This window comes from Pyxidicoccus sp. MSG2 (genome assembly GCF_026626705.1).
Classification (GTDB): Bacteria; Myxococcota; Myxococcia; order Myxococcales; family Myxococcaceae; genus Myxococcus.
The window spans coordinates 4,143,425-4,162,686 of record NZ_JAPNKC010000001.1; the positions used below are offsets into that span (position 1 = coordinate 4,143,425).

General features: G+C 71.2%; 17 protein-coding genes. 7 read left to right on the forward strand and 10 right to left on the reverse strand.

Annotation, left to right across the window (positions count from 1 at the left end; genetic code table 11):
- The first annotated feature begins 10 nt into the window (after positions 1-10).
- Positions 11-1,120, forward strand: coding sequence for a hypothetical protein (locus OV427_RS15680; protein WP_267856919.1), 1,110 nt, complete (start codon positions 11-13; stop codon positions 1,118-1,120).
- A 29-nt stretch (positions 1,121-1,149) separates the two neighbouring features.
- Here the strand turns inward: OV427_RS15680 and OV427_RS15685 are convergent, their stop codons facing one another.
- The 3 genes from OV427_RS15685 to OV427_RS15695 form a co-directional block, all read right to left on the reverse strand.
- Positions 1,150-1,977 carry an SDR family oxidoreductase gene (locus tag OV427_RS15685; protein WP_267856920.1) on the reverse strand — a complete coding sequence of 276 codons (828 nt, stop codon included), beginning with the start codon at positions 1,975-1,977 and terminating at the stop codon, positions 1,150-1,152.
- A gap of 324 nt (positions 1,978-2,301) precedes the next feature.
- Positions 2,302-2,607, reverse strand: coding sequence for a YkvA family protein (locus OV427_RS15690; RefSeq protein ID WP_267856921.1), 306 nt, complete (start codon positions 2,605-2,607; stop codon positions 2,302-2,304).
- An 89-nt stretch (positions 2,608-2,696) separates the two neighbouring features.
- A complete protein-coding gene (locus tag OV427_RS15695) occupies positions 2,697-3,749 on the reverse strand; it encodes an ABC transporter ATP-binding protein (protein WP_267856922.1) in 1,053 nt (350 codons plus the stop codon).
- Positions 3,750-3,853: 104 nt separating this feature from the next.
- On the opposite strand from OV427_RS15695, the gene OV427_RS15700 reads away from it, so the two are divergent.
- The 3 genes from OV427_RS15700 to OV427_RS15710 are packed head-to-tail and all read left to right on the forward strand — an operon-like array spanning position 3,854 to position 6,793.
- Positions 3,854-4,576: a nuclear transport factor 2 family protein gene (locus OV427_RS15700; RefSeq protein WP_267856923.1), complete on the forward strand. Its 723-nt coding sequence runs from the start codon at positions 3,854-3,856 to the stop codon at positions 4,574-4,576.
- A gap of 10 nt (positions 4,577-4,586) precedes the next feature.
- A complete protein-coding gene (locus OV427_RS15705) occupies positions 4,587-5,423 on the forward strand; it encodes a PfkB family carbohydrate kinase (protein WP_267856924.1) in 837 nt (278 codons plus the stop codon).
- A 53-nt stretch (positions 5,424-5,476) separates the two neighbouring features.
- The gene (locus tag OV427_RS15710) at positions 5,477-6,793 is read left to right on the forward strand and encodes a glycoside hydrolase family 2 TIM barrel-domain containing protein (RefSeq protein WP_267856925.1); all 1,317 of its coding nucleotides are present in this window, start codon (positions 5,477-5,479) and stop codon (positions 6,791-6,793) included.
- 560 nt (positions 6,794-7,353) lie between these two features.
- Here the strand turns inward: OV427_RS15710 and gyrA are convergent.
- The gene (gene gyrA, locus OV427_RS15715) at positions 7,354-10,146 is read right to left on the reverse strand and encodes a DNA gyrase subunit A (RefSeq protein ID WP_267856926.1); all 2,793 of its coding nucleotides are present in this window, start codon (positions 10,144-10,146) and stop codon (positions 7,354-7,356) included.
- A gap of 208 nt (positions 10,147-10,354) precedes the next feature.
- On the reverse strand, positions 10,355-11,140 hold the full coding sequence (locus OV427_RS15720) for a tetratricopeptide repeat protein (protein ID WP_267856927.1): 786 nt from the start codon (positions 11,138-11,140) through the stop codon (positions 10,355-10,357).
- Between the two features lie 172 nt (positions 11,141-11,312).
- Between OV427_RS15720 and OV427_RS15725 the strand changes: the two genes are divergently transcribed.
- Positions 11,313-12,683 carry a M24 family metallopeptidase gene (locus tag OV427_RS15725; RefSeq protein ID WP_267856928.1) on the forward strand — a complete coding sequence of 457 codons (1,371 nt, stop codon included), beginning with the start codon at positions 11,313-11,315 and terminating at the stop codon, positions 12,681-12,683.
- 78 nt (positions 12,684-12,761) lie between these two features.
- Positions 12,762-13,130: a response regulator gene (locus tag OV427_RS15730; RefSeq protein ID WP_267856929.1), complete on the forward strand. Its 369-nt coding sequence runs from the start codon at positions 12,762-12,764 to the stop codon at positions 13,128-13,130.
- Between the two features lie 3 nt (positions 13,131-13,133).
- Here OV427_RS15730 and OV427_RS15735 read toward each other — a convergent pair whose 3' ends face one another.
- The 5 genes from OV427_RS15735 to ung all read right to left on the reverse strand — a co-directional run bounded on the left by OV427_RS15735 (position 13,134) and on the right by ung (position 16,980).
- Positions 13,134-13,937, reverse strand: coding sequence for an acyl-CoA thioesterase (locus OV427_RS15735; RefSeq protein WP_267856930.1), 804 nt, complete (start codon positions 13,935-13,937; stop codon positions 13,134-13,136).
- 76 nt (positions 13,938-14,013) lie between these two features.
- Positions 14,014-14,964: a TolB family protein gene (locus OV427_RS15740; RefSeq protein WP_267856931.1), complete on the reverse strand. Its 951-nt coding sequence runs from the start codon at positions 14,962-14,964 to the stop codon at positions 14,014-14,016.
- 162 nt (positions 14,965-15,126) lie between these two features.
- Complete coding sequence (locus OV427_RS15745; RefSeq protein ID WP_267856932.1) at positions 15,127-15,654, reverse strand: hypothetical protein; 528 nt, start codon at positions 15,652-15,654, stop codon at positions 15,127-15,129.
- Entirely contained in the window at positions 15,641-16,180 is a 540-nt protein-coding gene (locus OV427_RS15750) for an RNA polymerase sigma factor (protein ID WP_267856933.1), read from the reverse strand. The genes OV427_RS15745 and OV427_RS15750 overlap by 14 nt, the downstream gene beginning before the upstream one ends.
- A gap of 122 nt (positions 16,181-16,302) precedes the next feature.
- On the reverse strand, positions 16,303-16,980 hold the full coding sequence (gene ung / locus OV427_RS15755; protein WP_267856934.1) for a uracil-DNA glycosylase: 678 nt from the start codon (positions 16,978-16,980) through the stop codon (positions 16,303-16,305).
- Between the two features lie 229 nt (positions 16,981-17,209).
- On the opposite strand from ung, the gene OV427_RS15760 reads away from it, so the two are divergent.
- Positions 17,210-19,021 (forward strand): CpaF family protein, encoded by a 1,812-nt coding sequence (locus OV427_RS15760; RefSeq protein ID WP_267856935.1) that lies wholly within the window; start codon positions 17,210-17,212, stop codon positions 19,019-19,021.
- Positions 19,022-19,262: the final 241 nt, after the last annotated feature.

Below are 19,262 nucleotides of genomic sequence, written 5' to 3' on the forward strand. Positions count from 1 at the left end.
TGCGCGCCCGATGACGCTCACCACGCTCCTGCTCGTCGCCCTCTCCGCCGCCCAGGCCACGCCCTCCACGGACGCGCCCCGGGACGCCGCCACCGTCACCGCGCCGCCCCTGGTCCCCACCCCCGAGGCGTGCCCCGCCACCGCCGAGGCCGACTACACGGAGGGCTTCGATGCGCTGGTGGATGGCAGGGACGAAGAGGCGCTGGAGGCCTTCCAGCGCACGCTGGCCGCGTGTCCCCAGCACCCGTATGCCACCGAGCTGGTGCGGCTCACGCGGGCGCGGCTCGCCCCGGGCGGACGGCTGGCGCAGGCGGCGGTGAGTGAGCTGGGCCCCGAGGGCCGCTCGGACGCCGGGCTCGCGGCGATGACGGTGGTGCAGACGCTGCACGGCGCGGCGCAGGGCGTCCTCCTGTGCGCCATCGCCGATTGTAGCGGGCAGGGCTACGCGGCCGCGTCGCTGCTGGGGGCGGGGGCGGGCGCCGCCGCCACGCTGCTGCTCGCCCGGGAGGACGGGGTGACGTCCGGGCAGGCGGCGGTCATCAACTCGGGCACCATCTGGGGCTTCTGGTTCGGCGTCTCCTCGCTGCTCGCATTGGATTTGGGGGGTGACGACGCCATCGGCGCGGCCATGCTGGGCGGCGCGGGCTTCACCGGCGTGGGCATCCTCCTGGCCACCACCGTGCGCCCCACCTCGGGCCAGGTGTCCATGGCCAACTCGGGCGGCCTGTGGACGGGCGTGGTGACGGCGCTGCTGCTCGCCACGTCCGACAGCGACGACTCGAAGACGTTCTTCGCGGTGGAGCTGGGCGCCACCGCCGTGGGCATCGCCTCGCTCGCGGCGCTGTCCACCCAGGTGCCGGTGTCGCGCGGCCGCATGCTCATCATCGACGCGGGCGGCATCCTCGGCGGGTTGCTGGGGGCGACGGCCACCTTCATCGTCGCGGGCGACGACGCGGGAGACTCCATCCTCGTGGGCAGCGCCGCCGGCGTCCTGAGTGGCCTGGGGCTCGCCACGTACCTCTCGCGCGACTTCGACGTGCGCGGGGCGCCCCAGGCGGTGCTCACCCCCACCCTCCTGGGCCGCGACGGCGCGGGCGTGGCGCTGCTCGGCCGGTTCTGACTCCACGCGAGCGCGGGCCGTGGCGGCGCTCAGTCCCGGGACAGGCCGTAGAGGGACATGACGAGCGCCTCGAAGGCGCGCGAGGGCAGCATCCACTTCGCCATCACCGCCGCGCGCTGCACCAGCTTGCCCACCGAGTAGCGCACGCGCACGGAGCCGTGCTCCAGCAACTCCAGCACCGTGCGCGCCACGTCCTCCGGGGGCACGCCGTCCCGCTCGTCGGCTTCGATGGTCTTCAGCGTGGTCTCGAAGGGCGCGCGGTACGCGGAGCCGGGGCCGGACTGGCTCGCGAGCACGCGGTTCTCCGTGATTCGCGTGTGCACGTCACCGGGCTGCACCAGGGTGGCCTGGATGCCGAAGGGGGCCACCTCCTGGCGGAGGCTCTCCGTCAGCCCCTCCAGCGCGAACTTGCTGGCGCTGTAGAGCCCCTGGAAGGGCAGCCCCACCGCGCCGCCCAGGGAGCTGATGTGGATGAGGAGGCCGGTGCGGCGCTCGCGCATGGACGGCAGCACCGCCTTGCACACGCGCAGCACGCCGAGCAGGTTGGTTTCGAACTGCTGCCTCGCCTCCTCGATGGAGGTGTCCTCCAGCGAGCCGGCGAGCGCGTAGCCCGCGTTGTTCACCACCACGTCGATGCGCCCCTCCGCCGCCAGCACCGCGTCCACCGCGCGCCGCACGGACTCGTCGCGGGTGACGTCCAGTTCCAGCCAGTGCCAGCCCTTCGGTGCCTCTGTCAGAGGCTGGCGGCTGGTGCCGTAGACGGTGTGCCCGCGCTCGCTCAGCAGCTGCGCGCAGGCCCTGCCAATTCCGGAAGAGGCCCCGGTGATGAGTACGACCCTGCCCTGGGATGCGACCATGTCATTGCTCCGCAATCCCCCCAGAGCCCCGCACAAACCATGGGCCTCGCGTGGGGACAAGGCACTGGAATGAACTGAAACGAGGACGCGGAGTATGGGTTCGCCAGCTGCGACAGGGCCGGGGGCTCGTCCGTTCGGTGGGTGGAAGGGTATAGAATTCCCAGGGCCCCCCTGTCCCGCCTGCTCCCGCTGTTGTGTCGGGTCCTGCTCGCAAGCCCGCGGGCCCGCGCGGAGGACACGTCCGCGTCGCGGCGCGGGTGAAGCCCTCCATCGTCCAATGGGAGGCACTGGGGCCGGCTTCCGGAGGAGTCCCGGAACCGAGGGCTACACGGACTTGCGCACGCTGGGAGGCAGGCGCGAGCGCCCCTCCTCGTCCAGCGGCAGGCCGTCCGTGGCCTTCCACGGCTGGTGGCGCTGCACCTCGCGCACCATGAAGAAGGCCGCGGCGGACAACACGCCGACGTCGTCCAGCCAGCCGAGCACCGGGATGAAGTCCGGGAGCGCGTCGATGGGCGACACGAAGTAGACCACCGCCAGCACGCCAGCGAGCTTCCGCCAGAGCGACACCCGCGGGTCGCGCACGTAGCTGAAGAAGCGGGTACTCATGCCACGAAGGCCTGCGATGTTCATGCCCACCTCTACGCGTGAGGGGCCCGGGTGATTGCAGCCCCGGCCCGTACCCAGCGTACGACGGTTGCTCGGCCGAAGGGCAGCCGGCCTCAGTCCGGACTGTCCTCCAGCACCACCGCGCGGCCCACGACTTCCAGCCGGGCCCGCGAACCCGGGCGCAGCGGCAATTCGGGTGAGCCGCGCACGGTGAGCTCCATGCCGCCGCAGGCCACGGTGTACTCGGCGCTGGCGCCCTGGAACTCGCGCGCGAGGACTTCCGCGCGCAGGGCGCCGCCCACCGCGACGGTGTCCGTGTCCGGCACCAGCCGCAGGGCTTCCGGCCGCAGCGACAACAGCACGTTGCCCTTCGCGTGGCCCGTCACGGGGAGGATGCCGAGCATCGTCCGCGCCCCGTTGCCGAAGCCCACGCCAGGCAGCAGGTTGGTGCCGCCGAGGAAGTACGCCACGAAGGCGGTGCGTGGCGTGGTGTAGACGGCCTCGGGCGTGCCCACCTGCTCCACCCTGCCGGCGCGCATCACCGCGAGCCGGTCCGCGAAGGCCATGGCCTCGCCCTGGTCATGCGTGACGAAGAGCACCGTGGTGCCCAGCGACTTCAGGGCCCGCCGCACCTCCACGCGCGTGGAGGCACGCAGGGTGATGTCCAGGCGGGAGAAGGGCTCGTCCAGGAGCAGCACCCGCGGCCCCGGCGCGAGCGCGCGCGCCAGGGCCACGCGCTGCTGCTGTCCGCCGGAGAGCGCGTGCGGCATGCGCGGCTCGAAGCCCTCCAGGCCGAACAGCTTCAGCAGGGCACGGGCGCGTGCGTGGGCCTCGGGACGCGGCAGCGCGGTGAGGCCGAAGGCCACGTTGTCGAGCACGGACAGGTGCGGGAAGAGGGCGGCGTCATGGAACACCATGCCCACGCCGCGCTGCTCCGGCGACACGAAGGTGCCCGGGCCCGCGAGGGTGCGGCCGTCCAAGGTGAGGGAGCCTGCGTCGGGGCGGTCGAAGCCGGCGACGAGGCGCAGTGCCGCCGTCTTGCCGCAGCCGGAGGGGCCGAGCAGCGCCACCACCTCGCCCGGCTCCACCGCCAGCGTGAGGCCATCCACGGCAGGGGCACCGCTGGAAGTGCGCAGGGAGAGGGCGTCGAGCGAGAGGAGGGACATGACGGAGCGCGGCGCACCCTACCGCGTTCCCTGATTCGAGCGTACCGGCGCGCGGCGGGATAGCCTCCGCGGCCGCAGCCCACCCGCCGTCGCGGAGACACGCCATGCTTCGCCCGCTCATCGCAGCCTGTGCCGCCGTCCTGCTCGTCGCCCCGCTTGCCTCGGCGCAGCAGCCCTCGCAGCCGCCGTCCGCGCAGCAGCCACCGCCGAAGCCGCAGGCCGCGCAGCCGCAAGCCGCGCAGCCGTCACCGCCGAAGTCGCAGGCCGCGCAGCAGCCGCCGCCCGCCGCGACGGACACCACGCGCCCCAACTCGATGAAGACCGCGGGCGAGCGCACCCAGGCCGCGCTCCAGCAGGCGCCCACCGCGAAGCCCGAGGACGTGCGCTCCGTCGCGAGCCTCATGGCCGCGCTCTACGACGTCATCAGCGGCCCGGCGGGCCAGGCGCGCGACTGGCAGCGCTTCCGCTCACTGTTCTATCCGGGCGCGAAGATGATTCCCGTCCGGCGCCCGAAGCCCGGCGCCGCGGGGCCCGGCATCTCTCCCATCACCCCGGATGACTACGCCACGTGGGGCGTGGACTTCTTCAACAAGCACGCCTTCTACGAGAAGGAGACGCACCGCGAGGTGTCCGGCTACGGCGACCTGGTCAACGTGCTCAGCGCCTACGAGACGCGCGAGGCCGCCAACGGCCCGACGACGTCCAAGGGCGTCAACAGCCTGCAGCTCGTCTTCGACGGCCAGCGGTGGTGGGTGCTGAACATCGCCTGGATTGACGAGAAGACGGCCGGGACGCCGGTGCCGAAGGACTTCGCGCGCAAGGAGTAGAACCCACCGCATGAGCCCTCGCGCCTCGTGTGACGTGCTCGTCGTGGGCAACTACTGCCACGACCTGCTGCGGCTCGGGCCGGGCCGGGAGACGCACGCGCTCGGGGGCTCGTCGGCGTACATCTCCTCGGTGCTGGAGGCCATGCGCGTGGACTACGCGGTGGCCGCCGTCGCGGGAGAGGACTTCCGGTACGCGGACCACGTCCGGCATCCCCCGCGAATCGTCCCGGGCACGCGCACCACGCAGTTCACCGCGGAGCTGGGCCAGGGCGAGCGGGTGCTGCGAGTGAGTGCTCGCGCGGAGCCCATCCGACCCGAGGACATCACCGTGGACGCGCGCGTGGCGCTGGCCTGCGGCGTCATGGGGGAACTGCTGCCGGAGACGCTGGTCCGCGTCTCCGAGCGCTCCCGGCACGTGGTGGCCGATGCCCAGGGGCTCCTCCGGGCACTGGATGGCGAAGGGCGCGTGCTCAACCAGCGCATCGAGGCGACGCCGTATGCCGCGCTCCTGGAGCGCATCCACGTGCTGAAGGCCAGTGAAGAAGAGGCGCGCGCGCTGGACGTCGAGCAGGTGCGGAGGCGGACGTGCCTCGTCATCACCCGGGGCGCGGACGGCTGCACGGTGCTCACCGAGAAGGAGCGCATCGACGTGCCCGCCCTTCCCGCCGAGGAGGTGGACCCCACGGGCGCGGGAGACTGCTTCCTCGCGGGCTTCGCGCTGGGCCTGCTGCGGGAGTTGCCACTCGCTCGGTGCGCGGAGCTGGCCAACTGGTTCGGAGCGCAGGCGGTGATGCAGGTGGGCGTGCCGAAGCTGGACGTGTCCGCGCTTCCGGCGTCGCTGCGCTGACGCGGCCGTCACGGTGAGCGGCGTACCGGGCTTTGCTGGTACAAATGCAACCCATGAACCTGGCCCGCCCCACCGTCCTCGCGCTGCTGCTGGTGTTCGTCCTCGTTCCCACCGTCTCCGCGCACGCCGCCACCGCCATCGTGAAGAGGGGTGACGGCTGGCAGCTCCAGGTGGATGGAAAGCCCTACCTCGCCAAGGGCGTCACCTTCAGCGGCAGCCGCTCCGCGGACTACGAGAAGGACTGCGCGCGGCTCGCGGCCCTCGGGGTGAACACACTGCGCACCTGGGGCACCGGGACGGAGACGCGCGTGCTGCTCGACGCCGCGCACAAGCACGGGCTCAAGGTGCTCGTCGGGCTCTGGCTGCGGCAGGGCCGCCCCGGCGCGGAGAGCGACGACTCCTTCGACTACCTCCACGACTCCAAGGGCATGAAGAAGCAGTTCGCGGACACGCTCGCCCAGGTCCGCGCCTTCAAGGACCACCCCGCCGTGCTCGCCTGGGGCATTGGCAACGAGGTGCTCCTCAACTCGCCCGATGACGCCTCCAAGGAGGCCTATGCCCGCTTCCTCGAGCAGGTCGTCCGCGAGGTGAAGAAGCTCGACCCGGGCCATCCCGTCATCTCCGTGGACGCGTGGACACTCGGCGTGCCGTGGTGGATGAAGTACACGCCGTCCCTCGACGCGTACGGCCTCAACGTCTACGGCGGCGGTATCCACGTCCTTCCTGGCGAGCTCCAGAAGGCCGGTGTCACCAAGCCCTGGCTCATCACCGAGTTCGGCGCCCAGGGCGAGTGGGACGCTCCCAAGGATGCGAATGGCATTCCCCGCGAGCCGGATGACACGCAGAAGTACGACGCCATCGTCGACGGCTGGAACAAGGCCCTCGCGCCGTACGTCCAGGAGGGCCGCTGCCTGGGCCTGTTCGTCTTCAACTACAGCGCGTCGTTCGACCACACCGGGCTGTGGCTCGGCATGATGTCGGGCACGTCCACCCGGCCCGCGTGGCACGCGGTGCGCGAGGCCTATACCGGCCAGAAGCCCGCCACGGCGCTGCCCGCCATCACCCGCATCACCGTGGGCGAGGTGAAGCGCGAGAAGTCCGGCACCTTCGCCCAGGTCCAGGTCGAGGCGAAGGACGCCGAGGGCACACCGCTCGACGTCTCCTTCGCCTACAACTTCCGGGGCGCCGCCACGCGCCACGAGCGAGACGAGGTGGTGCGGCTCCAGGCCACCCCCAGCCCCACGCCCGGCGCCTGGCTCGTGCGCCTGCCCGCCGTGAAGGGCCCCATCAAGCTCTACACGCTCGGCAAGGACCGCGCCGGCAACCTCGCCGTCGCCACCACCTCCGTCGCCCTGCCCTCCGTGCCCTGATTCGAGGCGCGGCGGCCCTGCGCGCTGCGCCGGAGGATTCGCGGAACGAACATTCCTTCCACTGCAGCCGGCGACCGGGCGGGCAGTCCGGGCCCGTGCATCCCGCATCTGCGGCATGACACCTCCTGCTGGGGATTCGCGGAAGGAGCATTCCTTCCACCGCGACCGGAGACCGGGAGGGGACGGCCCGGGTCGGTTCATCCCCCGCAGCCCGTCAATGCTGCCCGCCCCTTCGGGACGATTCGCGGAACGAACATTCCTTCCACCGAGACTGGCGGCCGGCAGGGAGGCCTGGGCGACTCACTCCGTGCATCCCGCCTCAGCGGCCTGCCTCTCCGTTCGGGAGGCTTCGCGGAAGGAGCATTCCTTCCACCGAGACTGGCGGCCGGGAGGCAGGCCCGGGTCCGTTCATTCCGCGCAGCCCGCCCCCGCGTCCGGGATGAGAACGCGGCTCGGCGCTCGACGCACGCGCACCCACGGATGGCCCACCCATCCCGGCCAAGGAAAAACGCCCCCTCCCAGGTGGGAGGAGGCGTCGTTCACTTCAGCCGTCCCGTCGCTCAGCCCTCTTCTTCGGGCGACTCGGGGCCAGCGGCGCCAGTGTCTTCCGGCGTCCCGGGCTCCTCCGACGAAGCAGGAGCCTCGGCCGCCTCACCCTCCGCCGAGGCACTGGCCTCGACCGGGGGCGCCGCTTCCACCGGGGACACCGTCTCCTCGTCCTCGGAGGCCTCGCCCTCGGGGAGCTTGGAGATGGCCATCACCTTCTCCTGCTCGTTCTCCAGCGCAATCAGCCGCACGCCCTGCGTGTTGCGGCCGATGACGGAGATTTCCTTCACCCGCATGCGGATGAGCATGCCGCCGTTGGTGACGAGCATCACCTCGTCCGAGTCCTTCACCTGGAGCAGGCCCACCACCTTGCCGTTCCGCTCGGTGGTCTTGATGTCGATGATGCCCTTGCCGCCGCGGCCCTGCTGCCGGTATTCGGTCTCCTGGGTGCGCTTGCCGTAGCCATTCTCCGTCACCGTGAGGATGGTCGTCTCCGGCTCCACCACGTCCGCGCCCACCACCTCGTCGCCGTCCTCCAGCGTGATTCCCTTCACGCCGTAGGCCTGACGCCCCATGGAGCGGACCTCCGTCTCCGGGAAGCGGATGCTCATGCCCGTGGCCGTCGACAGCAGGATGTCCTTGCTGCCGTCGGTAATCATCACCGACACCAGCTCGTCCCCGTCGTCGATGCCCAGCGCGATGATGCCGCTGGAGCGCACGTTGGCGAACGCGCTCAGGTCCGTGCGCTTCACCACGCCCTTCTTCGTCACGAAGAAGACGTACCGGTTCTCCGGGAAGTCGCGCGTCACCAGCACCTGCGCCAGCCGCTCGCCCTCGCCGAACTGCACCAGGTTCACCATGGCCTTGCCGCGCGACGTGCGGCTGGCCTGCGGAATCTGGTGCACCTTGAGCGAGTACAGCTTGCCCTTGGTCGTAATCGGCATCAGGAACGCGTGGGTGCTGGCCACGAAGAGCTTGCTGACGAAGTCGTCCTCCTTCGTCGCCGCCCCCGTCTTCCCACGCCCACCGCGCTTCTGCGCCCGGTACTCCGAAAGCGGCGAGCGCTTCACGTAGCCGGTGTGCGAGAGCGTCACCACCATCGTCTCCTCGGCGATGAGGTCCTCGCTCGTAATCTCATCCACCGCGCCGGTGATTTCGGTGCGGCGCTTGTCGCCGTAGCGCTCGCGAATCTCGAGCAGCTCCGCCTTGATGACGCTGAGCAGGCTGCGCTCGTTGGCGAGGATGTCCTGCAGCCGGGCGATGTCGCGGATGAGGTCGATGAGCTCGCGGAACAGCTCCTCGCGCTGCAGGCCGGTGAGGCGCTGCAGGCGCATCTCGAGGATGTTCTGCGCCTGCTCCTGGCTGAAGCCCGCGCCCTCGTACTTGTGCGCCAGGCCCTGGTAGGACGGCTCCTCGTTGCGGGCGCGCGAGACGAGCAGCTCCATCTGCGCCTTGGCCGCCGCATAGTCGATGCGGTCCAGCTTGCCGAAGCGCTCGTGCTCGTACAGCGCGGGCGACAGGATGTGCATCAGGCCCCAGCGCGCCTCGTCCGGGTCCTTCGACGCGCGGATGAGGCTGACCACCAGGTCGATGAGGTCCTGCGCGACGAGCAGGCCCTCGACGATGTGCATGCGAGCGAGCGCCTTGCGCAGCTCGTAGCGGCTGCGGCGCGTCACCACGTCGCGGCGGTGGGCGACGAAGCGGTCCAGCAGCTCCTTCAGGTTCAGCGTGCGCGGCTGGCCCCCGTCGATGGCGAGCATCACGGCGCCGAACGTCGTCTCCAGCGGCGTCATCTGGTACAGGTTGTTGAGCACCACCTGCGCAATCGCGTCACGCTTCAGCTCGATGACGATGCGCATGCCCTGACGGTCGCTCTCGTCACGGATGTCGCTGATGCCCTCCAGCTTCTTCTCGCGCACCAGCTCGGCGATCTTCTCGATGAGCCGCGCCTTGTTCACCTGGTACGGAATCTCCGTGAAGATGATGGCCTCACGGTCCGCCCGCTTCGACGTCTCGATCTCCGAGCGCGCGCGGATGGTAATCTGGCCGCGGCCCGTCTCGTAGGCGCGGACGATGCCCTCGCGGCCGGTGATGATGGCGGCGGTGGGGAAGTCCGGGCCGGTGATGAACTCCATCAAGTCCCGGACGGTGCAGTCCGGGTTGTCGATGAGGTGCAGCGTGCCGCTGACGACCTCGGTCAGGTTGTGCGGCGGGATGTTGGTGGTCATGCCCACCGCGATGCCGCTGCTGCCGTTGACCAGGAGGTTGGGGAACTTGGCGGGGAGGACGAGCGGCTCTTCGAGCGAGTCGTCGTAGTTGGGACCGAAGTCGACGGTCTCCTTCTCGATGTCCGCCAGCAGGTCCTCCGCCAGCCGCTCCATGCGCACTTCCGTGTAGCGCATGGCCGCGGGCGAGTCGCCGTCCACCGAGCCGAAGTTGCCCTGCCCGTCCACGAGCAGGTAGCGCAGGCTCCATTCCTGGGCCAGGCGCACCATGGCGTCGTACACGGACGCGTCGCCGTGCGGGTGGTACTTGCCGATGACGTCGCCGACGACGCGGGCGCTCTTCTTGTACGCGCGGTTGTGGGTGTTCCCGAGGTCGTTCATCGCGAACAGCACGCGGCGATGCACGGGCTTGAGGCCGTCGCGGACGTCGGGCAGCGCGCGCCCGATGATGACGGACATCGAGTAGTCGAGATACGAGCGGCGCATCTCGTCTTCGATGTTCACGGGGATGAGCTCCCCGGCGCTGCCAGGAGGCGGAGGCGCGGGGGGCGTTGCCGGCTTGTCGGTAGTGTCGTCAGCCATGAGCTCTGGAAGTGTCTGGGAGGGGCCCTCCGAGGGGCCGCCGTCCGGTGGGTGAGCGTTCGTAACCCCTGGATTTCCCTACGTCAACAAGGGAAACGAGGGGGTGTCGGCCTGGATGCCCGGATGGTTGGAAAGGGGGTCTGGAAAGGGCCTTCCGGCGCTCCATTCTGAACGCTCGGGAAGGCCGTTTTCAGCCCATGAAAACAGCTCAGGCGGAGCGTGCGGAGCCCTGGGGCCGCAGGGGGGCGGCCAGCCGTTCGGCCTCGATGCCGATGGCGCCTTCCGGGTCCTTTTCCCTTGCCTTCTCGAAGGCCGCCAGTGCGCCCTCGCGGTCGCCCTTGAGCTTCAGCGCCACGCCCACATTGAGGTGCGCGGAGGCGAGGTCGCGGTCCATGGACACGGCCTCGCGGAAGAGCGTGAGTGCCTGGTCCACGTCACCCGACAAGAGCGCCTCCTTGCCGGCCTGCACGCGCTTCTCCGCGTCGTTGACCAGCTCCACCTGGAAGACGCTGCCGCCCACCACGTTGGCGATGAGCATGCGGAGGATGCCGCCCCAGTAGAAGGTGAGCCCCTCCGCGGCCACCACGGCGGCCAGCGGCAAATCCGGCAGCAATTGCTTGCCGCGGAACTTGAAGCGCACCCGGGTGTAGCGGCCCTTGTTGGCCCAGTGGACCATCTCCCCCTGGAGCTTGCGCAGCCCCTCCTCCATGCGCTTCGGGTCGATTTCGAAGGGCAGGACGCGGCCCCCCGCGGGCTCTCCCGCCGGCAGGGCCTTGCGGGACCCGGCCATGGGCTCGGAAACGGGCTCGGTGTCGAGGACGGGCTCCGCCTCCAGCACGGGCGGGCGCGGCTCGGACTTCGGCGCGGGTGCCGGGGCCTGGCGCGCAGTGGGCGTCTTCGCCGGAGCGGCGGGCTTCTTCGCCTTCGCGGGGGCGGCGCGGGCCGCGGACTTCTTCGCCTTCGCCGGGGACTTGCGGGAGGAGCTCTTGGCCATGTCTCCACCTTAAACGAGCCACGGCGCTCGCGCTTGCATGACCCGGCCACTCCGGGCCTCCCGGAACACTTCTTCGCACTCGCACCACACGACTTCACGCCGGGGCCGTGCCCCGCGCGGGCGACCTCGGGGAAGATGGAGGCACCCTCCTCCCGAAAGGACCTTCCACCGCATGACGCGCGCCCGGCCCGTGGTGCTCTCCGCCCTGCTCTCCTCCGCCTGCCTCTGGGCACCGCTCGCGAGCGCCGCCGGTGGCGCCGACATCGCCAGCCCGGAGGCCTGGCCCCGCATCCGCAAGGAACGCATCCAGAAGCTGCTGCCCCAGGCCATGGCCCGCGCCAACGTGGACGCCTGGGTGCTCCTCTGCCGGGAGAACGACAACGACCCGCTGGCCGACCACGTGGGCGGTGAGAATGCGGGTGGCACCGCCGCCTTCCTGTTCTTCCGTCAGGGCGACGGAGTGCGCTCGCTCGCCCTGTCCCCCGCGGGCGAGGCCACGGCGCTCAGGGACGTGGGCCCCCTGGACGAAGTCGTCCCGCTGGAGCGAGGGACGGACCTCTACGCGCAGGTGGCGGCGCGGCTGGCGGCGGCGAAGCCCGCGCGCATCGCGGTGAATTCGTCGGACAACGTCACGGTGGCGGACGGGCTGTCCGCGTCGCAGCGCGCGGCACTGGAGAAGGCACTGTCGCCCGCGCTGCGAAAGAAGCTGGTGTCCTCCGAGGACCTCGTCTCCGAGTGGCTCTCCGTGAAGCTCCCCGAGGAGGTGGACATCCTCCGCAAGGCCGCCGCGCTGACGTCACAACTGGAGGTGGAGGCCTACCGCGCGGTGGTGCCGGGCAGGACGCGTGACGTGGATGTGGCTCGCTTCCTCAAGCGGCGCATGGCGGAATCGGGCGTGGAGGACGCGTGGGCGCCGGACCAGAACCCCAACGTGCAGAGCGGGCCCACGCGGGGCCACTCGCACGCCACCGAGCGAGTGATTCAGCCCGGGGACTTCATCCAGACGGACTTCGGCATCCGTGTGGGCGGCCGGTGGGTGACGGACATCCAGCGCTTCGCGTACGTACTGGCCCCGGGCGAGACGAAGCCCCCGAAGGAGGCGCTGGAGAGGTGGGAGAAGGGCAAGAAGGGCAGCCGCATCGCCCTGGCGGCGCTGAAGCCCGGTGCGCGCGGCTGGGACGTGGACAAGGCCCAGCGCGACTGGATGCGCGAGGCCGGCTCCGAGCCCGTCATGTGGGGCACCGGCCACCCCGTGGGCTACTGGGCGCACGACGTGGGCCCGGCGCTCTCGGGGGCCCAGAAGGACCAGCCCGCGAAGGGACAGGCGGCTCGCGTGGTCCGCCCCGGGCAGGTGTTCGCCTTCGACGGGTTCTTCGCGTGGAAGGACGGCGGGCCGGACCTGATGCGCATCGTCTCCGTGGAGGAGATGGCCGTCGTCACGGACACGGGCGCGGAGTACCTCATCCCACCGCAGGAGGACCTGGTGCTCATCCCCTCCCCGGCCCCGAGCGGGGGGCCGTCCGGACCCGGCCCTACGCGGTGAGTGGGGTGCCCCTGTCGGCAGCGCCCCGGGGGCTCGGCTAGGATGAACGATGAACGAGCTCTTCTGGAGAACCCCGCGATGCTGACTGTGCTCGTAATCGACGATGACCTCTTCGTGCTCACGATGGTGAGGGACATCCTCCAGAGCGCGGGCTATCGGGTCGTCACCATGCAGACGCCGGAAGAGGCGTTCAAGACGAGTGTGACGGACGTCTCCGCCATCCTCTGCGACTACAACATGCCGGGGATGACGGGCGCCGACGTGCTGACGGCCATGCGCGAGCTGCAGAACTGCCACGTGCCGTTCGTCTTCCTCACCGGGCACGAGGAGCTGGACGACATCCTCCCCGTCGCCATCCGCTACGGCGCGGAGCTGCTGCCCAAGCCGATTCAACCCGTCGAGCTGATACGGCTGCTCGTCAAGCAGCTCGGCACAGCGGCGGCCTGAGACTCAGCCCAGCAGCGCGAAGAGCTGGTGGCACTGCGCCAGCAGTTGGCCGTCCTCGGTCCAGAGCTGCTGGGAGTCTTCCGCGTAGCCACCGGCGGCATGGCGCGAGCGGCCGGTGCGAAGGAAGTGCGCATCCTCGCGCAGGCCCGGACGCGGCAGCGCGTGGAAGAAGTCCACCCGAAGGTCCACCGTCGCCGCCGCCTGGAAGCCGTCCACACGCGTGAGCGCCGACGGCGGGTACGCATCCATCAGCCCCACGCACAGCGGCGCGTCCAGCAGCAGGTGCTCGCGGGGGCGAATCCAGCCGCCCGTCTCCGCCACGGGCCCGCCGGAGTACGGGGCTCCGCCAAGGCAGAAGCGGTACTCGAAGAACTTGCAGAACGTCGGCATGGGCACGTCGTCCGGCACCACTGGCACGTCGTGCGGCGGAGGCACCTCCGGGCGCGGCACCTCGAAGTACTCCATCGTCCCGCCGCGTGCCGCGCCGAAGGTGGCGCTGGCCACGCACACCACGCCCGACGCGTTCTCCACCCGCGCCGTGGCATGCGTGACGAGCTTCCCCGCGCGCTCGATGCGCGTCTGGATTTCCGCCTCGCCTTCCACGGCGGGCGCGCAGAAGTGCGCGGTGAACGAGCGCACCGGCCTCCCCGCCGCGCCCACGTGGTGCTCCAGCGCACGCAGCGCCGCGCCCGCCACCACGCCTCCGAAGGCACCACGTCCCTGGTACCAGGGCGCGGTGAAGTGGATGCGATAGCGGCCAGGGGCGAGCGGCTCGGGCGAGGTGGCGGCGAGGAAAGCAGCGGTCATGTCGCGGCGCACCGTATCAAGTGGCCGGGCCTCGCGGACCCCACCGTGCGCACGGCCATCGTGCGGTGCTTTTCACTCAGCGCGAAGCGGCGGTGTCCGCGGCGAGTCCCACCGCGGAGAGGGCGACTTCGTACAGGTCTCCCTGGCCGTTGCCCGGAGCGCGCAGGCGGGCGTCGAACTCCTCGGTGGTGTACGGCGTGGCGCGCGGCTCCACCTGGAAGGGAAGGCGTGACGCGTACACGAGCACTCCGCGTGCCGGCACCACCACCGGTGTCAGCACGTCGCCCCGGTTGACGGCCGCGCCCAGGTTGCGCGGCGTGCGCCAATTCGTGCCCTCGCGGAAGGACACCCAGAGGTCGTACGTGCCCAGGCTGCCCGGCCGGCCCTCCGAGCTGAACAGGAGGTAGCGCTCGTCGGGGGCGATGAAGTGGTTGCCCGCGCCCTGCTCCGTGTTGATGGGCGCGGGCAGCTTCTCGCCCGGACCGTAATGGCCGTCCTTCCACGGGTAGCGATGGATGGCGCGCTTGCCCCCGGGCGTTGCCGGCATGCGCGTGACGTAGAGCGTGCCGTCCGCGGTGACGGAGGTGTTCGTCTCCGTGTCGTCCGTGCTGACCTCGGGCACGTGGCGCGGTGCACTCCAGCCCGGGCCTTCGCGCTCCACCATCCAGACGTCGAAGTCCTTCCGCACCGGCTCGCCTTCGTTCACGGGCCGGTTGGACGCGAAGAAGAGCCGCCGGCCGTCGGGGGACAGCGCCGGGTCGATGTCCCTCCAGCGTCCGGAGAAGGGGGCAACCTCCGGCTTCGTCCAGCGCCCGCCCCGGAAGTGGCTCACCATGATGAGCTGGAAGGTGTAGCGCGTGGGGTCCGCGCGGTTGAAGTAGACGGTGTTGCCGTCCGGCGAGAAGGCGGCGCCGAACTCCTCGTGCGCGGTGGACACGACGTCGGAGGCGAAGACGCGCGGCGCCTGGGGAGCGGCCGGCGCGGCGGACAGCGTGGCGAGCAGCGTGAGTGATGCGACGGCGGACATGGCTCTCCCGTGCGCCCCGTGTCCTCGGTGAGAGGCCACGGGCGCGAGTGTGGTGGTGCAGGGCTTCAGGAAGGACGGCGGCGCAGGCGCGATGCGGTACGAGCCGATGGCAGCGAGGGCATCAGACCCGGCACCGCATGAGCCCGGTGGCGGTGCGCCTGCTCAGGCCCGGCGCAGCACCAGCATGGGAGTGGACGCGAGCATCAGTCCCAGGCCCACGCCGATGACTCCGGACGCGCCATAGAGGACACAGGTGAGCGCGCCGCACAGCGTGGCCAGCACCCCGGCCGCGAGCACGAAGCGGGCGCGCCCCTCCACCGGTGCCGCGCGGGTGATGAGAACACCCGCCAGCACCCCACCGCCCACGCATGCCCAGAGACAGAAGGCCCGGCAGCCCGAGGCACATACGTGCCCGGAGGCCACCACCAGCGGGGGCACCAGCAGCGGCATCACCCCGCCCAGCACCCCCGGCACCACCGCGCGCCCCAGCACCCCGCCCCACCAGCCGTACCCGATGAGCAATGCCGTGAAGACCGCGCCCAGGGCCAGCGTCCCCGGGCCCACGTTGGAGCGCAGCACCACCGCGCACAGCACCAGCACCACGCCGTAGCCACCGAGCGGCAGCGCCCGCACCAGCCGGCCCTTCTCGTACGCCCACCTCGCGCGGCGGGCGAGCTCACTCGACTCCATGTCTCGTCCTCCAGGCGGCCCTCAGCCGCGTCATGGCCCGCTCCACCCGCTTGCGGAAGGTGGCCGGCGGCACCGCCGGGCGTTCCGCCTCCCCCATGGCCGCGGCGAGCGTGGCCACGTCCTCGGGCTTCAAGTCCTCCAGCACGTCCCGCAGCACCGCGGCGAGCTGCGCCCCCGCGAGCCGCGCCTCCGGCCCCTCCGCCGCGTCGGCGAAGTCCTCGTCCGGGGGCGCCTCCTCGCGCCGCCGCTGCCGCGCCTTGCGGTACGTACGGCACTCGTACGCCGCCAGGGCCAGCACCCAGGGCAGGGCCTCTCTCGAGGCATCGAAGTCCGACGCACGGGTGAACACCTTCAGCAGCGCCGCCTGCGTCGCGTCCTCCGCGTCCGCCCCGTCCGGCAACAGCCGCGCACAGAAGCGCGCCACGAGCGGGTGCAGCACCCCGAAGGCTGGAGCGAACGCACTCCGGTCGCCCCCGGCGAGCCTCGCCATCCACTGCTGCAACGCCTGTCGCGCCGCGGAGTCCACGTCCGTGTCCGCCTCGTCAGCCTGCCCTGTCAGCCTCCCACCCCGCCCGCTCCCTCATTAGGCGCGCGCCAGGAAAGCGTGACAGGGCCCCCCGATTTCGAGGCCCCGAGTCACCCGCCACCTCAGGCGGAGAGCTTCCAGTCCACGGGCGGGCGTCCCTTCTCCTCCAGCGCCTCGTTCACCGTCGAGAAGGGGCGGCTGCCGAAGAAGCCGTTGCTCGCGGACAGCGGCGAGGGGTGCGTGCCCTCAATGACCACATGCCGCTTCGCGTCGATGAGCTTCTTCTTCTTCTGCGCGTAGCGGCCCCACAGCAGGAACACCACCGGGTCCTGCTTCGCGCTCACCGCGCGGATGACCGCGTCCGTGAAGTCCTCCCAGCCGTGGCCCGCGTGGCTGTTGGGCTCGGCCTGCCGCACCGTCAGCACCGCGTTGAGCAGCAGCACTCCCTGCTTCGCCCAGGGAATCAGCGAGCCGCTTTTCGGGCGCGGCACCTTCAAGTCGCTCTCCAGCTCCTTGAACATGTTCACCAGCGAGGGCGGCGCCGGCACCCCGGGCTGCACCGAGAAGGCCAGCCCATGCGCCTGTCCCGGCCCGTGGTACGGGTCCTGCCCCAGCAGCAACACCTTCACGTCCCGGTACGGCGTCAGCCGGAACGCGGAGAAGAGGTCCTCCTCCGACGGGAAGACGGTGGCTGACTTCCGCTCCTTCTCGACGAAGCGCTCCAGCTCCAGGAACGACGGCGACGCGAGCGCCGCGCGCAGCTCGTGCTTCCAGTCCTCGGGCAACCTGTCCGCCAGCATGGCTTCCTCTCTCCCATCCGGGGGTGGGGGTATTGAAGCACCTACCCGGCGCGTAGGCCCACTGCTTTCGCGGCGAAGGGGGACGGCGATTGCGACCCGGGGGGGGGCCGGGCCCTCCCGCGAGGGGCCTCGTGGGGGGTGGAGGGTCTCCGCCAAGACGGGCGGCGGCCGGGCAGGCAGGGTGGGTTCTTGGGGCCCACCGGCCAGGCGCGCTAGCCTGGGGCCCGCCATGACGATGTACACCGAGTCACTCCGCGCCTTCCTCAAGCCCGTCCTCGCCTACCTGGACGACGAGGCGGTGTCGGAGATCATGATCAACGGTCCGACGGACATCTGGATTGAGCGCAAGGGCAAGCTCACGCGCACCGATGCCACCTTCACGGAAGAAGGTCTCCTCGGCGCCGCGCGAAACATGGCCCAGTTCGTCGGCCGCCCCCTCAACGACGAGCGCCCCCGCCTGGACGCGCGCCTGCCGGATGGAAGCCGCATCCACGTGGTGATTCCGCCCATCGCTCGCATGGGCACCACCATCTCCATCCGCAAGTTCTTCAAGGAGAAGCTGACCGTCCAGTCGCTCATGAAGTTCGGCTCGCTGACGCCGCAGATGGCGCGGCTCATCGAGGCGGGCATCGCCACCAAGCTCAACATGCTGGTGGCGGGCGGCACGGGCTCCGGCAAGACGACGCTGCTCAACATCGTCTCCTCCCTCATCCCCGACGAGGAGCGCATCCTCACCATCGAGGACTCGGCCGAGCTCCAGCTCAACCAGTCGCACGTCGTCGCCTTCGAGAGCCGGCCGCCCGACAAGTTCGGCAAGGGCGGCGTGGACATGGGCGACCTGCTGCACTCCGCCCTGCGTCTGCGTCCCGACCGCATCGTCGTCGGCGAGGTGCGCGGCGGCGAGGCCTTCCACCTCATGCAGGCCATGAACACCGGCCACGGCGGCTCGCTGGCCACGACGCACGCGAACACGCCCACGGACACGCTGCGGCGCATCGAGTCGCTGTGCCTCATGTCCGGCGTCGAGCTGCCCATGGTGGCGGTGCGCGCCCAGGTGGCCAGCGCCATCAACTTCGTCATCTGCTGCGAGCGCCTGCACGACGGCAGCCGCAAGACGATTGCCCTCTCCGAGGTGCTCCCCCTCAACGAGAAGGGCGACTACCGCACGCAGGACATCTTCGTCTTCACGCCCGTGGCCAAGGACGAGGACGACCACATCCTCGGCTACCACGCGCCCACCGGCATCATCCCCAACTTCGTCGCCAAGGCGCGCGCGTACGGCTTCCCGGACCTGGACGAGTCCTTCTTCGACCCGACCACCTACGGCCTGCCGCCACCGCCCACCTTCCATGTCGGCGAGGCCTACCAGGTGCGCTGGGCACCCTCGCTGAAGCACCGCCAGGAGGGACGACCGGACCCCTCGCACTTCAAGGAGGAGTGGGCCGCCTTCGAGCAGAAGCTCAAGCAGGAGGCCCGCGACGCGAAGAGTGGCAAGCCCGCCGCGCCCGCCCCCGCGCCCGCGCCCGTACAGGTGCAGGTGCCGGCCAATCACCCCGCTCCGCATCCCGCCCCGCGCCTGCGCCCGTCCGAGCCCGTCGGCGCGAAGCCCGCCGCGCCCACGCCCCCCGCTGGGATGAAGCCCGCGCCGCGCCCGCCCCCTCCGTCGTCGAGCATGGGCGATGACGACAAGACGCCGCCGCCCAAGCGCAACCCCTTCGCCGGCCCGCCCGAGGACACCCACGCCGCGCCGGTGTCCGAGTCCAACGTGGAGGTGGACGCGGAGCTGCTCACCGAGGCGGGGGGCTCCCGCCCCATGCCCGCGCGCCGGCCCCCGCCCGCCACGCCGTCCGCCCGGCCCGTGCCCAACGCCGTCTCCGGCATGCGCCCGTCCACGCCCGTACGCCGGCCCCCGCCCTCGACTCCGTCACATGCGCAGGAAGAGGAGGACGAGGACGAGGACGCGACGGCCGGCTCCGCGGAGCGCAGCGGCGGCTCCGAGAAGACGCAGATCCGCCCCGCGCCCGAGCGACCCCGGCGCTGATTCCAGACGGCGTTCCCGCCGCGCGGAGGTGTCCGGGCCTCCCGGCTCCGGCCTGAACGGAAGCGGAGCCGCCGCGGATTCCAGACGGCGTCCCCTCCCCACCGAGCGCGGGTGCCGAGTCCCACCGGCACCTGCCCCACGGGGCTCGCGCCCCGGTCGGTGGGCTGTTCTCCCACCGCGCCATCCGTGGAGCGCGCGCCCTCACCGCGAGCGCAGACGGCGATTCCCGACCTTGCGAGGA

Excerpts from the sequence above, each read along its gene's own strand:
- OV427_RS15710 (WP_267856925.1), top strand. The coding sequence starts at position 5,477 with ATGAACCTGGCCCGCCCCACCGTCCTCGCGCTGCTGCTGGTGTTCGTC.
- OV427_RS15720 (WP_267856927.1), bottom strand. The coding sequence starts at position 11,140 with ATGGCCAAGAGCTCCTCCCGCAAGTCCCCGGCGAAGGCGAAGAAGTCC.
- OV427_RS15740 (WP_267856931.1), bottom strand. The coding sequence starts at position 14,964 with ATGTCCGCCGTCGCATCACTCACGCTGCTCGCCACGCTGTCCGCCGCG.
- OV427_RS15690 (WP_267856921.1), bottom strand. The coding sequence starts at position 2,607 with ATGAACATCGCAGGCCTTCGTGGCATGAGTACCCGCTTCTTCAGCTAC.
- OV427_RS15695 (WP_267856922.1), bottom strand. The coding sequence starts at position 3,749 with ATGTCCCTCCTCTCGCTCGACGCCCTCTCCCTGCGCACTTCCAGCGGT.
- OV427_RS15685 (WP_267856920.1), bottom strand. The coding sequence starts at position 1,977 with ATGGTCGCATCCCAGGGCAGGGTCGTACTCATCACCGGGGCCTCTTCC.
- OV427_RS15735 (WP_267856930.1), bottom strand. The coding sequence starts at position 13,937 with ATGACCGCTGCTTTCCTCGCCGCCACCTCGCCCGAGCCGCTCGCCCCT.
- OV427_RS15760 (WP_267856935.1), top strand. The coding sequence starts at position 17,210 with ATGACGATGTACACCGAGTCACTCCGCGCCTTCCTCAAGCCCGTCCTC.
- ung (WP_267856934.1), bottom strand. The coding sequence starts at position 16,980 with ATGCTGGCGGACAGGTTGCCCGAGGACTGGAAGCACGAGCTGCGCGCG.
- OV427_RS15680 (WP_267856919.1), top strand. The coding sequence starts at position 11 with ATGACGCTCACCACGCTCCTGCTCGTCGCCCTCTCCGCCGCCCAGGCC.
- OV427_RS15700 (WP_267856923.1), top strand. The coding sequence starts at position 3,854 with ATGCTTCGCCCGCTCATCGCAGCCTGTGCCGCCGTCCTGCTCGTCGCC.
- OV427_RS15745 (WP_267856932.1), bottom strand. The coding sequence starts at position 15,654 with ATGGAGTCGAGTGAGCTCGCCCGCCGCGCGAGGTGGGCGTACGAGAAG.
- gyrA (WP_267856926.1), bottom strand. The coding sequence starts at position 10,146 with ATGGCTGACGACACTACCGACAAGCCGGCAACGCCCCCCGCGCCTCCG.
- OV427_RS15705 (WP_267856924.1), top strand. The coding sequence starts at position 4,587 with ATGAGCCCTCGCGCCTCGTGTGACGTGCTCGTCGTGGGCAACTACTGC.
- OV427_RS15725 (WP_267856928.1), top strand. The coding sequence starts at position 11,313 with ATGACGCGCGCCCGGCCCGTGGTGCTCTCCGCCCTGCTCTCCTCCGCC.
- OV427_RS15730 (WP_267856929.1), top strand. The coding sequence starts at position 12,762 with ATGCTGACTGTGCTCGTAATCGACGATGACCTCTTCGTGCTCACGATG.